Source organism: Rubritalea squalenifaciens DSM 18772 (assembly GCF_900141815.1).
GTDB classification, from domain to species: Bacteria; Verrucomicrobiota; Verrucomicrobiia; order Verrucomicrobiales; family Akkermansiaceae; genus Rubritalea; species Rubritalea squalenifaciens.
Genome location: NZ_FQYR01000005.1, coordinates 135,385 through 154,302, shown reverse-complemented (window position 1 = coordinate 154,302; position 18,918 = coordinate 135,385). Strand labels below are relative to the sequence as shown.

Annotated in this window: 20 protein-coding genes; 9 read left to right on the top strand and 11 right to left on the bottom strand. The window is 51.5% G+C overall.

The annotated features are described in order from the left end of the window. Positions 1–57 precede the first annotated feature (57 nt). The gene (locus tag BUB27_RS13950; RefSeq protein ID WP_143184475.1) at positions 58–1,455 is read right to left on the bottom strand and encodes a tetratricopeptide repeat protein; all 1,398 of its coding nucleotides are present in this window, start codon (positions 1,453–1,455) and stop codon (positions 58–60) included. Positions 1,456–1,722: 267 nt separating this feature from the next. Here BUB27_RS13950 and BUB27_RS13945 point away from each other — a divergent pair, with 267 nt between their 5' ends. After that, entirely contained in the window at positions 1,723–2,949 is a 1,227-nt protein-coding gene (locus BUB27_RS13945) for a saccharopine dehydrogenase family protein (RefSeq protein WP_143184474.1), read from the top strand. Positions 2,950–3,050: 101 nt separating this feature from the next. Here BUB27_RS13945 and BUB27_RS13940 read toward each other — a convergent pair whose 3' ends face one another. Next, complete coding sequence (locus BUB27_RS13940; protein ID WP_143184473.1) at positions 3,051–3,749, bottom strand: hypothetical protein; 699 nt, start codon at positions 3,747–3,749, stop codon at positions 3,051–3,053. A gap of 1 nt (position 3,750) precedes the next feature. Next, positions 3,751–4,422, bottom strand: a complete 672-nt coding sequence (locus tag BUB27_RS13935) for a hypothetical protein (protein ID WP_143184472.1) — start codon at positions 4,420–4,422, stop codon at positions 3,751–3,753. 409 nt (positions 4,423–4,831) lie between these two features. On the opposite strand from BUB27_RS13935, the gene BUB27_RS13930 reads away from it, so the two are divergent. After that, entirely contained in the window at positions 4,832–5,272 is a 441-nt protein-coding gene (locus BUB27_RS13930) for an Hsp20/alpha crystallin family protein (protein WP_143184471.1), read from the top strand. Positions 5,273–5,345: 73 nt separating this feature from the next. On the opposite strand, the gene BUB27_RS13925 is transcribed toward BUB27_RS13930, so the two are convergent. Together BUB27_RS13925 and BUB27_RS13920 are read right to left on the bottom strand one after the other, a co-directional pair. Next, entirely contained in the window at positions 5,346–6,239 is an 894-nt protein-coding gene (locus BUB27_RS13925; RefSeq protein ID WP_143184470.1) for an NAD-dependent epimerase/dehydratase family protein, read from the bottom strand. Between the two features lie 36 nt (positions 6,240–6,275). Beyond that, a complete protein-coding gene (locus tag BUB27_RS13920) occupies positions 6,276–7,292 on the bottom strand; it encodes a hypothetical protein (RefSeq protein ID WP_143184469.1) in 1,017 nt (338 codons plus the stop codon). A 185-nt stretch (positions 7,293–7,477) separates the two neighbouring features. Between BUB27_RS13920 and BUB27_RS13915 the strand changes: the two genes are divergently transcribed. Continuing rightward, positions 7,478–8,017, top strand: coding sequence for a glutathione peroxidase (locus BUB27_RS13915; RefSeq protein ID WP_143184884.1), 540 nt, complete (start codon positions 7,478–7,480; stop codon positions 8,015–8,017). A 44-nt stretch (positions 8,018–8,061) separates the two neighbouring features. Further along, positions 8,062–8,523 carry an MgtC/SapB family protein gene (locus BUB27_RS13910; protein ID WP_143184468.1) on the top strand — a complete coding sequence of 154 codons (462 nt, stop codon included), beginning with the start codon at positions 8,062–8,064 and terminating at the stop codon, positions 8,521–8,523. Positions 8,524–8,586: 63 nt separating this feature from the next. Here the strand turns inward: BUB27_RS13910 and BUB27_RS13905 are convergent, their stop codons facing one another. The 5 genes from BUB27_RS13905 to BUB27_RS13890 all read right to left on the bottom strand — a co-directional run bounded on the left by BUB27_RS13905 (position 8,587) and on the right by BUB27_RS13890 (position 11,498). Further along, positions 8,587–8,739, bottom strand: a complete 153-nt coding sequence (locus BUB27_RS13905; protein WP_143184467.1) for a DUF1328 family protein — start codon at positions 8,737–8,739, stop codon at positions 8,587–8,589. Between the two features lie 14 nt (positions 8,740–8,753). After that, positions 8,754–8,924: a hypothetical protein gene (locus BUB27_RS18940; protein WP_159434972.1), complete on the bottom strand. Its 171-nt coding sequence runs from the start codon at positions 8,922–8,924 to the stop codon at positions 8,754–8,756. Positions 8,925–9,146: 222 nt separating this feature from the next. Beyond that, positions 9,147–10,160: a hypothetical protein gene (locus BUB27_RS13900; RefSeq protein ID WP_143184466.1), complete on the bottom strand. Its 1,014-nt coding sequence runs from the start codon at positions 10,158–10,160 to the stop codon at positions 9,147–9,149. Positions 10,161–10,321: 161 nt separating this feature from the next. Further along, on the bottom strand, positions 10,322–11,089 hold the full coding sequence (gene hisF / locus BUB27_RS13895) for an imidazole glycerol phosphate synthase subunit HisF (protein WP_143184465.1): 768 nt from the start codon (positions 11,087–11,089) through the stop codon (positions 10,322–10,324). A 49-nt stretch (positions 11,090–11,138) separates the two neighbouring features. After that, positions 11,139–11,498: a DUF3147 family protein gene (locus BUB27_RS13890; RefSeq protein WP_143184464.1), complete on the bottom strand. Its 360-nt coding sequence runs from the start codon at positions 11,496–11,498 to the stop codon at positions 11,139–11,141. A gap of 79 nt (positions 11,499–11,577) precedes the next feature. Between BUB27_RS13890 and BUB27_RS13885 the strand changes: the two genes are divergently transcribed. The 4 genes from BUB27_RS13885 (at position 11,578) to BUB27_RS13870 (ending at position 14,364) form a co-directional block, all read left to right on the top strand. After that, complete coding sequence (locus BUB27_RS13885; protein WP_143184463.1) at positions 11,578–12,414, top strand: hypothetical protein; 837 nt, start codon at positions 11,578–11,580, stop codon at positions 12,412–12,414. 3 nt (positions 12,415–12,417) lie between these two features. Continuing rightward, positions 12,418–13,164 (top strand): NlpC/P60 family protein, encoded by a 747-nt coding sequence (locus BUB27_RS13880; protein ID WP_143184462.1) that lies wholly within the window; start codon positions 12,418–12,420, stop codon positions 13,162–13,164. 107 nt (positions 13,165–13,271) lie between these two features. Beyond that, positions 13,272–13,856: a hypothetical protein gene (locus BUB27_RS13875; RefSeq protein ID WP_143184461.1), complete on the top strand. Its 585-nt coding sequence runs from the start codon at positions 13,272–13,274 to the stop codon at positions 13,854–13,856. A gap of 115 nt (positions 13,857–13,971) precedes the next feature. Continuing rightward, a complete protein-coding gene (locus BUB27_RS13870) occupies positions 13,972–14,364 on the top strand; it encodes a hypothetical protein (protein WP_143184460.1) in 393 nt (130 codons plus the stop codon). 83 nt (positions 14,365–14,447) lie between these two features. On the opposite strand, the gene BUB27_RS13865 is transcribed toward BUB27_RS13870, so the two are convergent. After that, the gene (locus BUB27_RS13865) at positions 14,448–15,971 is read right to left on the bottom strand and encodes an arylsulfatase (protein WP_143184459.1); all 1,524 of its coding nucleotides are present in this window, start codon (positions 15,969–15,971) and stop codon (positions 14,448–14,450) included. A 199-nt stretch (positions 15,972–16,170) separates the two neighbouring features. On the opposite strand from BUB27_RS13865, the gene BUB27_RS13860 reads away from it, so the two are divergent. Further along, positions 16,171–18,891 (top strand): DEAD/DEAH box helicase, encoded by a 2,721-nt coding sequence (locus BUB27_RS13860; RefSeq protein ID WP_143184458.1) that lies wholly within the window; start codon positions 16,171–16,173, stop codon positions 18,889–18,891. Positions 18,892–18,918 lie beyond the last annotated feature (27 nt).

The window sequence follows — 18,918 nt, the reverse complement described above, 5'->3', positions numbered from 1 at the left end:
AAGACCCCGGGAGCCAGGCTCGCCGGGGTCTCTGAAAAGCGTTTATCGCCAGTAGGACTAGCCGCTGTAGGAGGACTCCACGCGGTTTGCTACATCGCGGTAGCCGTAATCCACTTCGTAGATTTCCTTGAAGCAAGCCAGTGCATTGGTCTGGTCGCCCATCTTGTCGTGGATGAGGCCTTTCTCGTAGAGAACTTCCTTCTTCGTGTTGTCCATGCCGTGCAGATCAGCAAGCGCATCAGAGAGCTGCTTGATGGCCAAGTCATGCATGTTCTTACCATCAAAGGAGCGGGCAAGAGTGAGAAGCACGCGAGTACGGATGTGCGGGTTACGAGTAGCCTGCTGCAGGTGAGGAATGGCCTCACTGAACATGCCGGAATTGAAGAGTGCGGTACCAAGCTCGAAACGCAGCTGTGGATCGGTAGGGTTCTGCTCCACGCGCTTCTGTGCATCGGCCACTGCTTCCTTGGCGCGGCTCTGCTTGATCTCCTGAACCTGTGCTCTGAGTTCCTCGTTGTTAGGATCCGCCTCGAGCTGAGCTTCCAGAGCCTGGACACTAGCTTCCTCGGCTCTTTCTTTCATGATGCGAGCCTTGTTCTTGAGAGTCACGTCCTGGTTGGAAATTTCATAAGCCCAAGCAAAGAAGGCGTGGGAGTTCTCCCAGTCCTCGAGCTGCTCGTAGAGACTGGCGATTTGCTTCACGTTGGCCAGGTTGTGCTGATCTTCCTGGTACTGCGCGATCAGCTGGCCAAGCTTGGCCTCCATCTGGTCGCGGGTCATGGCGGAGCGGCCGCTGGATTCCAGCTCGGCAGCCTCGTCCTTGTTCTTCTTGAGATCATCGATAGAGGCATCTTCGCCCCACTTCTGCTGCTTCATGGAAGCACGGGCAGAGCAATCCTTGGCACCCTTGACCGCATCGGTATCACCAGGGTTCTGCTTGACGATGGTGTTGTACACCTCAGCTGCTCTGTCTGGCAGGTCACGAGCGAGGTAGTGCTCAGCGAGCTTATGAAGAAGCTTGGTATTCTCAGGAGCCCCACTACGCACAGTCTCCAGACCGAAAGCGGCTGTCTCCACCATATTGAGACTCAATGCTGCCTCGAAAAGGACGTCATTCATACCCGGATCGAAAGGCTCTTTTTCCAGTTCTTTCTCTAGGGCGATCAAGGCTCCGAGTGGATCTTTCTTGGCTTGGCCGGCAAGCTTCATGCCGGACATGCCACCGCCAAGAAAACTTTTCTTTTTCTTGGCGACTCCACCCTGGAGTCTCGCAGCAGCGGTACGCGCTACTTTACGGCCCTCCAAAAAGCCTGGCTGCTCCTTCAAAATGGCCTGAATAATACTGATGGCGTAGCCATAGTTCTTAACCTCCACTGCGCTCAATGCTTTCTGCCACAGTGATTTAAGGTTTTGCGGCAGATCGGACTCCGTGATTTCGACGACTGGATCGCTCATAGGTGATACTGGTTTTTGGTGTTTTTAGTAAATTGCTTTAGCGCTTATCTACGCTGGGTTTCCTGCTATCATGCTCGTTTCACCCCTCATGGCAAGCTAAGGCTACCAGAATCTTTATTTTATGCGGATACTACCTGATTGTTCCCCATTTTACTGAGATGGCCCACCTTCAGACTGGTAAAAAATCATCACTTGTAAGTGAGAAATTTCGTGTAATCCTTCACGTAATCTGCAATCCCTCGGGGCAAACCAAACCGTTATCCATTTATGTCTACCGTTCTCATCATCGGCGCCGGCGGAGTCGGCTCAGTAGTCGCTCACAAATGCGCTCAACTCTCCGATATTTTCACCGATATCACCCTCGCCTCACGCACCGTTTCCAAGTGTGACGCGATCGCCGCTTCCGTCAAGGAGCGCACCGGGGTGAACATCAAGACCGCAGCCATCGATGCGGACAACGTAGCCGCCACCGTGGCTCTCATCAAGGAAGTGAATCCTTCCCTGCTCATCAACGTGGCCCTGCCATACCAGGATCTTCCACTCATGGACGCCTGCCTCGAAGCCGGCATCCACTACCTGGACACCGCCAACTACGAACCACCAGAAGAAGCCAAGTTCGAGTACCACTGGCAGTGGGCCTACCAGGAGCGCTTCGAAAAAGCTGGCCTCAAGGCCCTGCTCGGCTCCGGTTTCGACCCGGGCGTGACCAATGTCTTCACCGCTTGGGCACTCAAGCACCACTTCGACGAAATCCACTACCTCGACATCGTCGACGTCAACGGCGGCGACCACGGCCAGTCCTTCGCCACCAATTTCAACCCGGAGATCAACATCCGCGAGGTCACCGCACCATGCCGCCACTGGGAAGACGGTGCCTTCCAGGAGACTGAGGCCATGTCAAAGTCCCAGAAGTTTACCTGCCCTGAAGGTGTGGGCACCTACTCCATCTACCGCATGTACCATGAGGAAATGGAGTCCCTCACCAAGCACATCCCGACCATCAAGCGCGCTCAGTTCTGGATGTCCTTCTCAGACAACTATATCAAGCACCTCGATGTCCTCCAGTCCGTCGGCATGACCCGTATCGACGAAGTCGAGTACAACGGCCAGAAGATCATCCCACTGCAGTTCCTCAAAGCTGTCCTTCCGGACCCAGGCGACCTAGGCAAGACCACCACAGGCCGCACCTGCATCGGCACCATCATCCGCGGTATCAAGGACGGCCAGGAGAAAGCTCTCTACATCTACAACATCTGCGACCACGAAGAGTGCTTCGCCGAAGTCGGCTCCCAGGGTGTCTCCTACACCACCGGCGTACCTGCCATGATCGGCGCCAAGCTCATGCTCGAAGGCAAGTGGACCACCGAAGCAGGCGTCTGGAACATGGAACAGAACGACCCGGATCCATTCATGGACGACCTCAACCAATACGGCCTCCCATGGACCGTCGTCGAACTCGACGTCGAAGCCGCCAAGAGCCTCACCGTCGTCTAATCAGTTAGAACATTCCTTTCAAAAGAGCGACCCGCGAAAGCTGGTCGCTCTTTTTTGTTAACTATCATACTCGACGTCGAGTGTTTCAAGGCAGCAGGAGGCTAGGGGTATAGAGCGCAACGAAGATTTTTCAGCGTACTTTCATTAGAGGCCTCATCAACCCTTCCATCTAGCATACTAACCACTGTAATACCATCTTCAACAACACATCTCACCCCAGCAACACTACAAACTTTAGACATTTGAGATCCAGTTAGCCTCCAAAATTCATCAGTAAACCACATAGGGCTCCCAATCGCCTCTATATAACCATTCTTAAGCACTCTCCTTCCTGGATTTTCACTGATATCAATAATGTTTCTAGATAATGGCTTAGGCAGACCGTTTGAAACCATTGGCAAATGGCTGAAATCTTTACCAGCAACTTCGTACTGTAAAGTATCCACGGCATTCTGCCAGAAATCATACTCAGCATCCACTAGATATCCCTGAGTAAATATTCCTACATCTGATAGATCTCTCACCAATTCACCCCAATCTATCAACAAGCTAGTTTTGAGACGAACAGCGTCATGCTTATATCGCCCGACTCTAGTGTAGTTTATAGATAAATTCTCACTCTTAAGGCTGAACGATTCTTCGCTTAGATTTCGCTCAATATCCATGAACTTCATCTCCTCACCAAAAACATCAACAACTTGATCATCGTTTATGGATGAGGACAATAGTGGATACAGGGCATCCCACAATTTAGTGACATCCACACTAGTATAACTGAAAACCAACACCAATTTATTCATGCTATTTAAATTCAGAGACCATTACATCAACACCACGTTCAGCACCGTATTCAATAAGTGAAGCGGCATCGCTAGCGCCACCTGGTTGCACTCTAATATCCAATATCATGTTGGCAGGCGCGTCATTTACCTCATGGCCCAAGGCTAAGTCGTTTATATGCTTCTCCATTCTACCCGTCCACGTACTGCCATTCGTATCTATACTCTTTAACGAAACTAGATTATCCCCCAATTGAAAATCCACAAGCGGAAACATACCATCATCTAATTGCCCTGCTCTGAACCAATCCTTATAGTCTGTAGTAGCTAAAGAATCCTCGATATCAATTCCCCTTTGAATTGGTTTTTTATTCCATACTCGCTCAGGATTAATGAAGATGTCATTAATTGAGCGTTCAATAGCGTTTGATCCAAGGTCTGCATCAAGAAGGTCAAGACCATCCATCGCTTTAGAAAGCTTTCTAGCATTTCTTCCATCAGCAATTGCCTCCCTGAGCACCTTGAGCTTAGGCATCAGCTTCGCCAAGCTGCCCGCCTTGCTCATACCTGCTGTTAATATGGCCTCCACTGCGGCCAGCATGACATCCTCGGCCATATTGATAGAGCCATCTGGGCCACCATATCTCGCGAGCAACTCATCTGCCATATAGCAAGCCAAGGCTTTCAGTAGCATGGGGTCCTTGCGGATCTCATTGAGGAAATTTAAGACGTCAGCAACGGACTCTGCACGATCCGCCCAACGCTGCTCAAATTTCTGCCTGATGATATCATGCCCACGAATATAGCCATATTCGATTTCCGCCGCCTCATCACAAATTCAAGAGCTTGAAAGTTGATGAAATCAAAACTTCATGCAGACAGTAAGGGCCGTAAGTAATTAAATAATAAATTCATTCACCGACAAATCCACGATCACGGAAATGTATCATAATCACCGCTCCTACCATCTGATATAGCAACCAACATAAAACCTTCACATTTTGGCCTCTCGGATGAGTAAAATCCACGTAGACGACAGTCGATGTAAGCGTTAAATTATCTATGCTAAGCCACTTAGCATTCACGAACGAACAGATAACGTTATGGCTATTATCAAAAGGGACAAAGACAGTTTGCTTCCTGCAATTGATTCGTTGTGGGACGGCTTATTCAACAGAGACTTCTTCAGAGGAAGTATGGAACTGGGAACCAGTATTCCCGCTGTAAACTCCAAGGAAACCGACAATGAGTATCTGATGGAAATTGCAGCTCCAGGCCTCAAGAAAGGAGACTTTGATATTGGACTCGATCACGGAGTACTGACAATCTCCTCCGAGCAGAAACAAGAGCATGAAGAGAAAGAAGGGGAAACGGTCACCAGGCGTGAGTTTAGCTACTCATCATTCTCCCGGAGCTTCCAGCTCCCTGATGATGTGAACACGGATGCTATCAACGCCGAGTACAAGGACGGCCTCCTGCTGCTTACCATGCCCAAGATGGAACCCAGAGAAATCGAAAAATCAAAACGTATTGAGATTAAGTAAACGTACTTAAATCCCCCTAGCCAGCCAAAGGCGAAGGAATCCTCTTCGCCTTTTTTAATTTCTCCACAGGGTTTCATAAATTTTCTAACACCGCATCGAGCGGCGTATTGGCCACGCTTGGATAAGCCTCACGGAACTTCGTATCGACGAGTCCCTGAGCAAAGGGATAGCTCACAGGCATGTAGTCGACCAACTCTCTCCCCGCCCACCGGTTCAAGGTCTCAGCAATCTCTGCTACCTCCAGAGATTCTCCCGGCAGGTTATAGACCGCATAGTCATCGCTGGACTCTAACAAAGACCTCACCACATAGATTCCCACATCCTTGGTGTAGTGAAAATAGGTCCGCCCCTGAAAAGGGATCGTGTATTTTCTCCCAGCGGCAGCTTCACGAATGGCTACGCTCACCCCCGCAGTAGAGCCTTCCCCCTCACGGTCCGGGCCATAGATAATTTGAGGTCTGAGGACGGTACATTTCAGACCATAACTTCGAGCGTAGCACTCCACCATCGCTTCGGCGGCCAGCTTGCTCGCCGTGTAGGCATTGAGCGCGCTCGTCTTGGCACCTTCATCGAGAAATTCTTCACCATCCGGCACCTCGTAGACAGCGGCGGTACTCAGAAACACCAGGCGCTCAATCGCTCCATGCATTCTGGCCGAATCTAACACATTCACTGTACCCGCGACATTCACCTCCATGGCGTGCACGGGATCGGCTTTGCAGTCCGAGGTTCGCATGCCCGCTGCGTGCAGGATATGAGTCACCTCAAACTTCCGCATGACATCGAGCAGGGAATCTTTATCGAGAATGTCTCCCCGTACCCAGGTCACTCCCTGGCGCTGCTCCACAGATGCAATGCCCCGAGACAAAAGGATCACCCGGCACTCCGGGTGATCCCTCATCAAAACTTCAATCACATTGCGTCCCACACAGCCAGAGCCACCAATAACCAAGATTGTCTTACTCATGAGGTGACTGTGTGGAAACAAGTGTTAACGAGCTCCTTACTTGAGAAGACCGCGCGCAACCAAATTATTGATACGGCAAGACACGTCACGCAGACCGTCGATCACAGCCTCGCTGTAAGTACGTCCGTCCGTGGTATCCACACCATGACCTTCGACTCCAGCACGCAGACCGGCCAAGGCATCGTCTTCATGGTTGAAGAGCTCCACAAAGACCTGAGTGAGTTTGCCTGTCTTTGCACAAGCAGTAAGCAAGGCACCGATCCAACCATCATCGGTAGAGAGGCAGCCACGGGTGGTAGGAGAAGAAGCATGGAACATGCCCATCTCACCACTCTCGGCAATCTTGGCAATGAGAGCTGCATTCTCATCGATACTCAGTTCGGAGTCACCGCAGTGAGCGGCATCAATGAGGAGTTTGAAGAATTTCTTCCCAATCACCTCATTCGCGCCCTTGGCCACTTCCCACACACGACCGAGGTCAGTGAATGTGCTGAACTCAATGCCACGAAGGAACTCCAGGTTCCAGGCCTCTACGCAGCTACCAGCCACACCGGCCTCTTCGTAGGCACGTACGTGAAGCTTGATCACCTGCTTCACAGCCGCGTCAAAATCAGCGCCGTCTTTGCGGGAAGCATTCGGGTCCATCCATTCTTCCAGAGAGGTGGAGGAAACGGTAGCCACGCCAAATTTCTTGGCAGTCTGCAGACCTTCCACGAGCTGGGCAACTACCGCGTCTTCACCTTCCGGAGACATCGGGTCAGCACCGCCCACCATCATGATGATGTGAAGCGTAAGGCCTAGATCCTTGAGACTATTGTAGAACGCATCCACATCCGCAGCATCCGCACCACCGAAGTAAGGAACCTGCACGCTGGTGATCGCCACCGAGCTTTGCTCCATCAACTTCTTCATCTCCGCCACGACGACGAATTCACCATCTGCATTTCTTGGCAGCTTGCCATTTTCATCCGGCACCAGGCCTCCGACAAATTTCACATGTGTTGGGACGACACCGAGTTCCAAATTAGCTTTGAGTATGATTTGCTTGCTCATAATTTACAGTCCAACAAAGTGCAAACTCACCCCCGTGGTGTCAACCCAGCAAGCCGCCATATCCCGACACTTACTACAAATCGCGCTCCTTGTACCAGTAAGATCCCTACCTCAGGACCTTCAAGCATTCACCCTAAAAGTCACCACTGTACATTTTTCATAACAGCATTAAATTCCAAGCCATGATGTTCAAAAAGCTATTCGCCCTCTTCAGCAGCGCTGCCATTGGCTCAGTCTCCGCCAGTATCTACGACGTCCCGCTCAAAACGCTTGTCGACGATAAAGAGACTAGCCTGGCCGAACACAAGGGTAAGGTCATGCTAATCGTCAATGTGGCCTCCAAGTGCGGTCTCACCAAGCAGTACGCTCAGCTCGAGGAGCTGCAGAAGAAATACGCCGACAAAGGTTTCACCGTGGTAGGCATGCCCTGCAACCAATTTGGCAAACAGGAACCTGGTACCGGCAAGGAGATTGAGACCTTCTGCTCCACCACCTATGGAGTAACATTCCCTATCTACGGTAAACTCAAGGTGAATGGCAAGGAACGCCACGACTTGTACACGATCCTTGCTGGCAAGGACTCGCCTTATCCAGGACTCATCAAATGGAACTTCACCAAGTTCCTGATCTCCAAGGACGGCAAGATCCTCGCCCGCTTCTCACCACGCACCACCCCGGATGACGCCAAGGTGACTGAAGCGATTGAAGCAGCCTTGAAACAATAAAGCCTGAGAAGTAATCTTCCCTAATACTGCATTTATCTTTACCTATGTTAGAACAAATCTCAGAGTTCCTACCCCAAATCCAAGATATTGGAAGAGCTCTAGCGGCCTGCATTCTAGCATTCCCTATCGGCCTGCATCGTGAGTCACATGAGAAAAACGCTGGATTACGTACGTATCCCTTAGTCGCAGTCACCTGCTGTATTTTTGTACTTGTGGGTAAATCCTTAGTCCCCTCTGAGGGCATTGAGCATGATGCAGCAGCTCGCCTTATAGCCGGGGTAATGACTGGCCTCGGCTTCCTAGGTGGTGGAGCTATTCTAAAAAATAACGAGAGTGTGAAAGGAACCGCCACGGCAATAACCCTCTGGGGCACGGGAGCTATTGGAGTGGCTTGTGCCTTCAACCGGTTTGATTTAGCCATACTACTCTCGGCTCTGATGTACGTATCTCTCGTCCTCTTGGCCCCATTAAAGAAAAAAGTGAAGAACCACCAATCAGAGAGGTAACTGCAAAAAAAAGGCACCCATCACGGGTGCCTTTGAAATTCCTAGGATGCTAACTGCATCGGCTTAACCCTTTTTGAAAAAGGAAAGAATCCAAACAATCAAAAAGAGGATAAAGAGAATCTTGGCAATTGTAGCAGCAATACCAGACAATACGGTGAAGCCTAAGGCAGCTGCGATCAATGCGATGATTAGAAATAGCAGGGCGTTGCTTAACATCTTCTTATTTGGGGTTAGTCAGTAGCGTCTTCCACTTTATCACCTGCTTTCTCGACGGCTTCGTCAATTTTCTTGCCAGCCTTCTCTGCAGGTCCCTCTTTCTCACACGCAACCAAACTGATCAAGGCTGCGGAACCAAGCGCCACAAGAGCGCCTATCTTTAGTACTTCTTTTGTTTTTCTCATAAATCCTGTGTGAACAGGAATGTCTTTCAAGGCTGCAACGGAAACCGATGCACCGAGCAATACACTGACACTCAATTCACAACTGGATATAGTTTACACGCCATGGCCAATCCTGTCAGGGGATTTTTTCCACGGAGCTGTGAAGACGAGCTTTCCTAGACGCTAAAACGAGAAGAGCTCACTCTCGATTTCACCATGAAGATGGCCAATCTAACCGGAAGACTAGAGCTCGCTGGTAGACAGGCCGGTCTTTCTGTTATGGCTTTCCTGGTCGAGAATGGCGCCATCTTTGACACTTCTCAAGACCACCTTGTATTGACCAGTAAGACTCGTCATCCTATCCACTTCACGAGCCACAAACGGCTGCAGTGTAACAATGCGCTCACCGTTGAATTCGATATAGGCAGGCACATTGGCAAAGGCTCGAATCTTAAGCAGCTTTTGTCCCCTTTTGTAGTCTCTGCCAAGTTGGTTAATCCCGGAAACGGTCACTGTGAGCGAGCCTTGTTGGGTGCTAGCCTTGGGAGTGGTAGAAGGCTTGGTATTGCTAGAAGGTGAATCACCTGACAGGGTGGTAAGCTGCTTGAGTTTGATTTTTCTTTCTCGCTCCAGCATCTCCAGCTTATGAGCCGCCTCATATTGGGCCTGCTTGTACTTCAGCTCAAGCTTCTCGCGTCTCTTTGCGGCTTCCGGGTCATAATGGCAGGCCTCGCGAATCTCATCAGGAAGATTCGTGAATGGAATCCTTTTGATTCCATGGGCATGCATGAAAGATACACCAATCGCATCAGCGGAGGTGACTTTGAGGTTTTCCAAGGTGTCGCCATTGCGCAGAGTCAGCGATGCAAATTTCCTACCCTTGAATTGAATACAAGCCTGGAGTCTCTGCCTCTCTCGATACTGGTCCTCCTTAAGCTGCAGCTCGGCCAGTCTGGCTTCCTCCTCAAGCCTTTTCTGCTCCTCGACACGCTGACGCTCGAGCTCTTTCTCCTCAGCCTCTTCAGCAGCACGTTTGGCTGCGAGCTCTGCTGCCTTTTGTTTTTCAAGAGCCTTGGAGGCCTCCACAGACCTACGGGTAGCTTCAAGCTCCCTGAGAGTCTGCTCATGTTCCATTTGCTCCTTCTTTTCCTCTTCAATCTGCTTACGGCTACGCCAATCCACATCACATGAAGAAAGCAGGAGACAGCTCAACAGGGAAACAGTCAAAGGGGTAGTAATGTACTTAGCAAAGGACATGGTCATGGTAGTAAACTACCCATTTGAGACTTTCAACCCTTGCTTCACATTTGTGAGCCAGAAGGGCTAGTCAGCACACACATCGACACGGCAAAACATTGATATTCAGACTAGAACATCAGGTTGTCGTTATTGTTACCAATTCCGGATCTGCAACGGAATTACTTGGTGATCGGCCTAACCGGAATACCTTTCTCGGCAAAATAGGCTTTAGCTTCAGCAACCGTGTGCTGACCAAAGTGGAAGATACTCGCCGCAAGCACGGCATCTGCCTTGCCTTGCTCAAGCACATCGACCATGTGCTGCAGATTCCCCGCCCCGCCACTGGCAATCACAGGAATCCCCACAGCCTCACTGACTGCAGCAGTCAGTTCAACATCATAGCCAGCCTTAGTACCATCTCCATCCATGCTGGTAAGTAGAATCTCACCGGCACCACGATTGTAGATTTCCTTGGCCCACTCGACCACGTCCAGCCCTACAGGCTTGCGGCCACCATGGGTATAGACTCCCCACTTCCCAGGCCCCTCTCGCTTGGCATCAATGGCGACGACAATACACTGGCTCCCGAAGGCATTGGCCCCTTCGTCGACCAGTCCGGGATTAACTACAGCTGCCGTATTAACTCCTACCTTGTCGGCTCCAGCCATCAGCATTTCGCGCATATCCTCTACCTTGCGGATACCTCCCCCCACGGTCAGAGGAATAAAGACGTGCTCGGCAGTGCGGCGGACGACATCGACCATCGTTTTACGCTCATCACTGGAAGCCGTGATGTCCAGGAATACCAGCTCGTCTGCCTGTTGCTCGTTATAAGCAATCGCACACTCCACGGGATCCCCCGCATCGATGAGATCAACGAAATTCGTGCCTTTCACTACTCGTCCGTCAGTGACGTCGAGACATGGGATAATCCGCTTAGCGAGCATGCCGCAAGAAAACCTCTCCGCCCGCAAAGGTCAACCCCACAAAACGCCACTACATCAGACCATCGCCAAATCGGCGCATAATCAGGTGCAGAAGCACAAAAAGAACCATCGTACCGGCACAATACGTAGCCAAGACCCAACCAAAGTGAATCCCTTTACGCATCATGACTGGAATCACCAAAAACATCGGCAAGGTTGGCAGGACGTACCAGAACGTGTACCAGGAATGGTTCGCAATCTTGTCCACCTGGGTTTGCCCCTTCAATTCGACAAACATCCAGATCATCGCAATCGTCGTGACCATGGGCAAGGAGGCGATCAAAGCCCCCAGCTTGTCACTCCGTTTGGCAAACTCGGATACTGCCACAACAATGGCAGCCGTGATCAGGTATTTCAGGAAGATCGGCATAATTGGGATACGTCGACAGATAACGAAACATTCCAGGGATTACACTCGTAAAATCCCATAAATAACTCATTACTCTATCATGAAGTATCCGTTTTTGCTCACCCTCTTATCTCTTCCACTTCTGGCTTGCACGCCAGTGGAACAAACTCCCGTTCTTGTCAAAACAGCCTCCAGCAACAACCTCCTTCCCCGCTTTTCCAATGCCGACAAAATGAAGATCGGCAAAAAGATCTGGCAGAATGAATCTGGAGGTAGCGTCGCCGGGCTCACCCACTGGAATGAAGGAGAGGAATTCCCCTCCATGGGGATTGGTCACTTCATTTGGTACCCCAAAGGCTTCAATGGCCGCTGGACAGAGACCTTCCCGCTCTTCATCAACTACGCTAAAGCTGCTGGCAACAAAGACATTCCAGCCTGGGTGCTCAGCGCCAAGGATTGCCCGTGGAACTCCAGAGCCCAGTTCAATGCCGACAAAAACGGCCCACGCCTCACCGAGTTACGCAAGTTTCTCGCAAGCACCGTCACTCTCCAGACTGACTTCATCCTTTCCCGCTCCAGCGCCGCACTCCCCAAGATCCTCGCCGCGGCTCCGGCCCAGGAACGGGCACGCATCCGGGACAATTATGCCAAAGTCGCATCTACCCCAAACGGAGCCTACGCCCTCATCGACTACGTTAATTTCAAAGGCGACGGCACCAATCCCACCGAACGCTACAACAACCAAGGCTGGGGCATGCTTCAGGTGCTCTCGAACATGCGTCCCTCCTCCGGAGGACAAGATTCCGCCAGGGCCTTTGCTGATTCTGCCAAAGCCATGTTAGAGCGCCGCATCAAAAACTCACCTCAGGCCCGGGGTGAATCCCGCTGGCGCGCTGGATGGAACAATCGCTGTGAAACCTATGCCCGCCCGCTTTAAACCATGCTGAAGTCCCGCCTCAAGCTCCAGACTCTCTCATGGATTGGCCTGATTGGAGGCCTGATCCTCTTTCTCATCATCTACAACAACCCGGTAAACAGCAAATTGGCGACTTATCTCGCCACGGCGGCACTGGCCACCTTCTGGATGAGCATCATCATCCTGACTCGAAAGCTCCGCCCCCTCTGCTCTCTACTAGTCATTATCCCTCTGGCAGCAGGTGCTATCATCGCCTACGCGCCCATGAGAAAGATCAAGGAGGACGCCCTGAGGGAGCGCTACACCAGAAATCTGGAATCCTATGAGGGAGTCGAGTACCACTGGGGCGGCGAGACAGGAAAAGGCATTGATTGCTCGGGACTTCCGCGGAAGGCATATCGTTTAGCCATGGCTGAGGAAGGCCTGATTCGTGCCAATCCGGCTCTGGTAAGAGAATCGATCCTCAATTGGTGGCATGACTCCAGTGCGCTAGCTCTGATGGAGGAGTACCGAAACTATGTCAAACCACTTGGCATCCAGGGTGTACTTAAAGAGCTTCCTACAGAGCAGTTACTCCCCGGAGACCTCGCCATCACAGCCAGCGGTAACCACGTCATCGTTTATCTGGGGGATGACCAATGGATTCAAGCCGACCCGTCAGCCTACAAGGTTCATACTCTGAATGCAAAAAAGGAGCAGAATCCTTGGTTCGACACTGATGTCAGTATGTTCCGTTGGTCTCAGTTTCCGTCAGCGGTAGAGTCTAAATAGGCTTCAAACTCAGTTAGCCATTGAAATTCTCTGTACAGAACTTATCCATCGATACGTTGACGGCAGGCTCTGCATAGAGCCAGCCATCCTGAACACTCTATTTCCTCATGCATCCATACGAAGAGATTCCACTGAATACCGCAGGCTACATACTTGGTGTCTGGCTCATCCTTGTCCATGTCTGGATGCTCACCAAGTCCGACAATGCCATGGCGTTTCTCAAGCGCCTGCCTCGCAACTACCCCTTTGGTATCGCCTTCATGGCTGCCGGGATGTTCTGGTTCTGGCTGCTCATTATCCCTGAGAGAGTGTTCAAGTCCCCGCTCGCCATGGACCTCGGTGAGTTCAATGCCGCCAAAACCGCTCTCTTCATTCTCGTCCCCATCGTGACCTACATCATGATCGATCGCGTCCGTGAGTTCCTCGCAGTGCGCGGGCTTGGGGTTATCGCCTTGATGGCTGCTGCACCACTGCTCGCTGCCGCCTGGATGGAGCCAGCTCCAGGCAAGCTCCTCATTCCTATCTTCAGCTACGGTTTGCTTACTGCCGGCCTGTTCTGGGTCGGTATGCCCTACCTTTTCCGTGATGCCATCACCTGGGCCATTGCCAAGAAGAGCCGCTTCCAAGCTCTCGCCTTCGCAGGCCTCACATACGGCATCGCCGTTCTCGCCTGTGCCTTGGTCTGGTGGTAACTGCTAAATAAGCAGCAAAATCTGGCTTGACCTCAGTGGTCCGGCTACTAGTTTCCGCCTCTGCACTTTCTAACAATGTGTTAGCTTGTGTTGTTATTGCTGAATCTATCATCCCATGAAGAAATCATTCTCCATCTTACTTGCTGCATGTGCTGTGGCAACTACCAGCTGTTCATCCATCGTCAGTAAGTCTGAGTACCCAGTCACTTTCCAGAGCACGACTCCGAACGTGAAGTTCAACGTCAAAGATACGAATGGTGACACCATCCATTCCGCCAACACCCCTGCTACAGTCAACCTCAGAGCTTCAAACGGCTACTTTAAGAAAGCCAAGTACACTGTAGATTTCCAGAAGAGGAAACACAAAGAGACCAAGGAGCTCAGCGCGAAGATCGACCCCTGGTACGGCGGCAACGTTATCTTCGGCGGACTCATCGGCCTCATCATCGTAGATCCAGCCACAGGTGCGATGTATAAACTCGACGACAAAGTCCTGAGCACGCTCTAGGACAAATTCCCTTTCCATTATAAAAAAACCACCTCCCCAAAAAGGAAGGTGGTTTTTTTTGAATCTAATTTGGTGAGATCAGCTTACTTCAGCTCTTTCTTACCATCCACGAACGGCACTGGGAAATCAGGCTCAATCGTACGGCGCTCAAGCCAAACCTTTTCGAGTTGCTTGACGACATCCTTGTGTTCGGATGCGACATCGTTCTTCTCAGCTGGGTCAGCCTCAATATCATAGAGCTCCCACGCTGCAGGCTTACCTTTCCTGGCAAGGAGGTTTCTGCGTACCGCCTTCCACTTACCTTCACGAATGGCCACGATGCCACCGTAGTTGTGGAAGTCCCAGATCATAGGCACATCACGCTTCACTGAAGCTGCACCTTCCAACACTGGGGTGATATCCACGCCATCCTGATCTTTGTCCGCCAGAGTGGCTCCACCGATGTGAGCCATGGTCACGAACCAATCCGGGAAGTAAGACGGGAAGGAAGTCTCGGATCCTGGCTTCACTTTGCCCGGCCATTTCACAACACAAGGAATACGGATTCCACCTTCATAGCAGCTTCCCTTGTACCCCTTGAGTTCACCTCGGGAATTGAAGAACTCACAGTCAGCACCACCAATATTGAATCTCTTGTCACCGCCTCCGTGAGTCGGTCCATTGTCTGAGGTAAAGATCACGATGGTGTTCTCATCCAAACCGTACTTTTTAAGCCGCTCCATGACAGCTCCGACATGTCTGTCCAGATCAGTAATCATTGCCGCATAGGCTGCACGCGGACGGGGATGAGGAAGGTAGCCGTTCTGTCCACGATACTCACGATCCTTGTCCCACTCTTTAGGGTACGTATCGATCAGTTCCTGTGGAGACTGGATGGAAACGTGTGGCTCCACAAAAGGGAGATAGAGGAAGAATGGCTTGTCCTTGTTCTTATCGATGAACTTGAGGCTCTCATCCAGAATGAGCTTAGGAGCATAGTTCTCTGCGATGTAGTCCTCAGCCTTCACTTCGCCTTTCGGCTGACGCTTGTGTCCAGGGATCGGATTCTTGTTGATCGTCACCGTCCCCTCGTCGCTATCCAGGAAGGGAGGATAATAGCTGTGTGCATTACGCTGACAGTTGTAACCATAGTAACGGTCAAAACCCTGCTTCATGGGTGACCCTGTGGTATCTGAAGGGCCTAGGCCCCACTTACCGAAAGCACCAGTCGTGTAACCCTGCTCTTTGAGCACTTCCGCGATGGTGACGGCATCTGCCGTGATCGGTAACTGTCCCGGGAATTTCTTGCCATTACCAGAGTCACGATTACCGCGGATTTCCGCACGGGCCAAGCTCTTGCCAGTCATCAGCACGCAGCGTGCAGGTGCACAGACCGGGGCTCCAGTGTAATGCTGGTTGAATTTCATCCCCTCCTTCGCCAACTGGTCAATGTGCGGAGTCCTAATCTTCTCTTGCCCGTAACAGCCAAGCTCACCATAGCCCAAGTCATCGGCCAGGATGAATACGATGTTCGGCTTCTCACCAGCTGCCTGGGCAAAACTGGCCAGACCCGCCAGCATGACCGCACCGAAGGCAGCCATTCTGTTTCTCATAGTAATTCTCTTCATGTGTTTGTGATAATGTTCTTAAAATGCGGAGTGCGTGGGGTATTAGATTATGAGTACACGCTCTTTACGTGATTGAGTAGTGAGTTATTGCGCACATGTTTTAATATTTCACGTTCGCTATTTTAACAAAACTAGTATCTTCGCTGACAAAAACAATGCAAGTTTGCTCCACGGACACTATAAAAGCCCCGTGCTGGAGATGAAACACATTACGGACTACCTGAACACCTCGTCTTGGACGGGGCAGTTTGAACGAGGCGTAGTTATGGCTGGCACGAAGATGGCTCGAGGTCGCTGTGTCACCTCGGTGACTGGTGAATTTCTGCCAACGGGTGACGTCGAGCTCGTTGCCCAGATCATGGACAAGACAGGTCACCAGCATGAGTCCATCCTCGCATTCTGGATGGAGAACGGAGAGCTCCAGCTCGACGCCTCTTGCTCCTGTGATGTCCGGAGTAACTGCGTGCATTGCGCCTGTGGCTTGGAATACCTCAGTAAAGGGGAACGCCTCTTCATAGCCTTCGGCGAAACTCCGCACACCGAAAACATCAGCGAAGGAAAGAACCTAACAAGCATAGAAAGCCAGAAACCAGCCCCCTCAGCCTCAAGCGGAGGACCTAGCTTCCTCATTCGCATCGAAAGGCGCCCTAATGACAAAACCCTGAACTACCTTCCTGAGATTTACGCGCAGCCATACGCAGTCTACGGCAAGCACCAAGTTCCGCTGGAACCTTCAGGCAACCTCCGACCCATCGTCACCCCCGAACAAAAAATCATCAGGAAACGTGAGGCTGAAATGGTCGCCCTCCAGACTCTCTATGCGCTGGACCTGCTGCCGCTGAAGAAAAACGAAAACTTTGACCAATTACATGATGAACAGGAAGAGCCTACTGCCACTCACTTCCTGAAAACCGCCAAGCAGAGCACCTCGCATATCGCTCCACCATGGGGCGTGAACAAAAAGGAATGGCCGCACCCAGACTTTTATTGGCAGCGCTTCAGACACGAAGCTACTCCGGCGCTGGAATCCAGAGGCTGGGAGGTCAAGTACTCCCCTCATGTAGCCCTCAAGCCGCTGGTCTTCCGCACAGACACGTGGAAGGCTGAAATGGTCGAGGAGGCCAAAGGCTGGTTCCACCTCTCGGCAGGTTTCGAGATCGATGGCGAGCAGTTCGAACTGCAACCCATCCTAGCAGCACTGTTAGAAAACAACTTCATGGAGGTCACTGAAGGCATGCCAAAGGGACAGGAATTCATGATCTTTCTCCCCGATGGCCGAGGCCTCGTCCTCCCGGTTGGACGTTTCCGCCATATTTTGAAGACACTAGGGGAGATTCTTGAATTCAAGTTCACAGACGGCCCTATCAAGATGTCAAAGCTGGATGCAGCTCTGCTAGAGGCGGATCCCGAGATCGAAGTCGCAGCCCCGGATGACATCGAACAAATAGCCGAGCGTATCCTCTCCCCGCAGAAGATTGAAAACATCACCCCTCCCGACTCACTGCAGGCCACCCTGCGAGAGTATCAGCAGGAAGGCTTCTGCTGGATGCAGTTCCTCGCAAGAAGTGGGTTTTGTGGGATTCTAGCCGATGACATGGGCCTGGGTAAAACACTGCAAACCATCACCCACATTCTCACTGAGAAAGAGAGCGGCCAATCCAAAGGACATCCCACGCTAGTTCTCGCCCCCACCTCTGTGGTCGTCAACTGGCAACGTGAGGCCGCCAAGTTCGCCCCCACTCTGTCCGTGCTTATCCTGCAGGGACCTGACAGACATCAACACTTCTCCCGGATCAACGAGTACGACCTGGTACTCACATCCTATGCCCTCATACACCGCGACCTCGAGCAGCATTTGCCGATCCACTATCACCTGATCGCACTGGATGAAGCCCAGCACATCAAGAATGCCGCAGCCCAGACCTCTCAGGCGGTGCGCGAACTCAGCTCTACCCATCGCCTTTGCCTCTCAGGAACCCCGATCGAAAACAATCTCGGCGAACTCTGGAGTCTCTTCGCCTTCCTCATGCCCGGTCTGCTGGGAACGCAAACACAGTTCACCGAAACCTATCGCTCTCCGATCGAAAAAAATCACGACGAGGAAAAGCGCAACCAGCTCAACCGAAAAGTCGGCCCACTCATCCTGCGCCGCACGAAGCACGACGTTGCCAAGGAGCTCCCGCCAAAAACAGAGATTCTGCATACCATTTCACTCACAGAAGAGCAAAAGGACCTCTATGAAACCGTACGCTCGGCAATGGACAAGCAAGTGCGCCAGGCCATCATCGCACGCGGTGGCCAGGCTCAGATAGTCTTTCTAGATGCGCTCCTCAAGCTGCGCCAAATCTGCTGTCACCCATCTCTACTCAAGGGAGAGGATGATGAAGCCAAACGCTACGAGAAACTCGACTACCATGCATCCGCGAAGTTCAGCTATCTGATAGAGCTACTGGAAACCCTCAGGGCTGAAGGTCACCGTGTCCTGATCTTCTCCCAGTTCACCTCCATGCTCAGCATCATTGAAGACTATCTCAATGAGGAAAGCATCGAGTATCTCATCTTAACTGGAGCCACCAAAGACCGCCAAGATCTTGTCGAGCGTTTCCAATCCGGTGAAGGCGAAGTCTTCCTCATTTCCCTCAAAGCCGGTGGCACAGGACTCACCCTAACAGGTGCATCCACTGTCATCCATTACGATCCCTGGTGGAATCCTGCCGCAGAAAACCAAGCTACCGACCGAGCCTACCGGATTGGCCAGGACAAGGCCGTATTCGTTCACAAGCTTATCTGTCAAGATACCGTCGAGGAACGTATCCAGGACATGCAGTCGAAGAAAAACACTCTGGCTGACAACATCCTGGACGGCTCCACCCAGACCATTGACCTTAATGAGCAAACCATGCATTCGCTGCTTTCCTGAGTAGAGTATATGAGCTAGGGGTAAAGA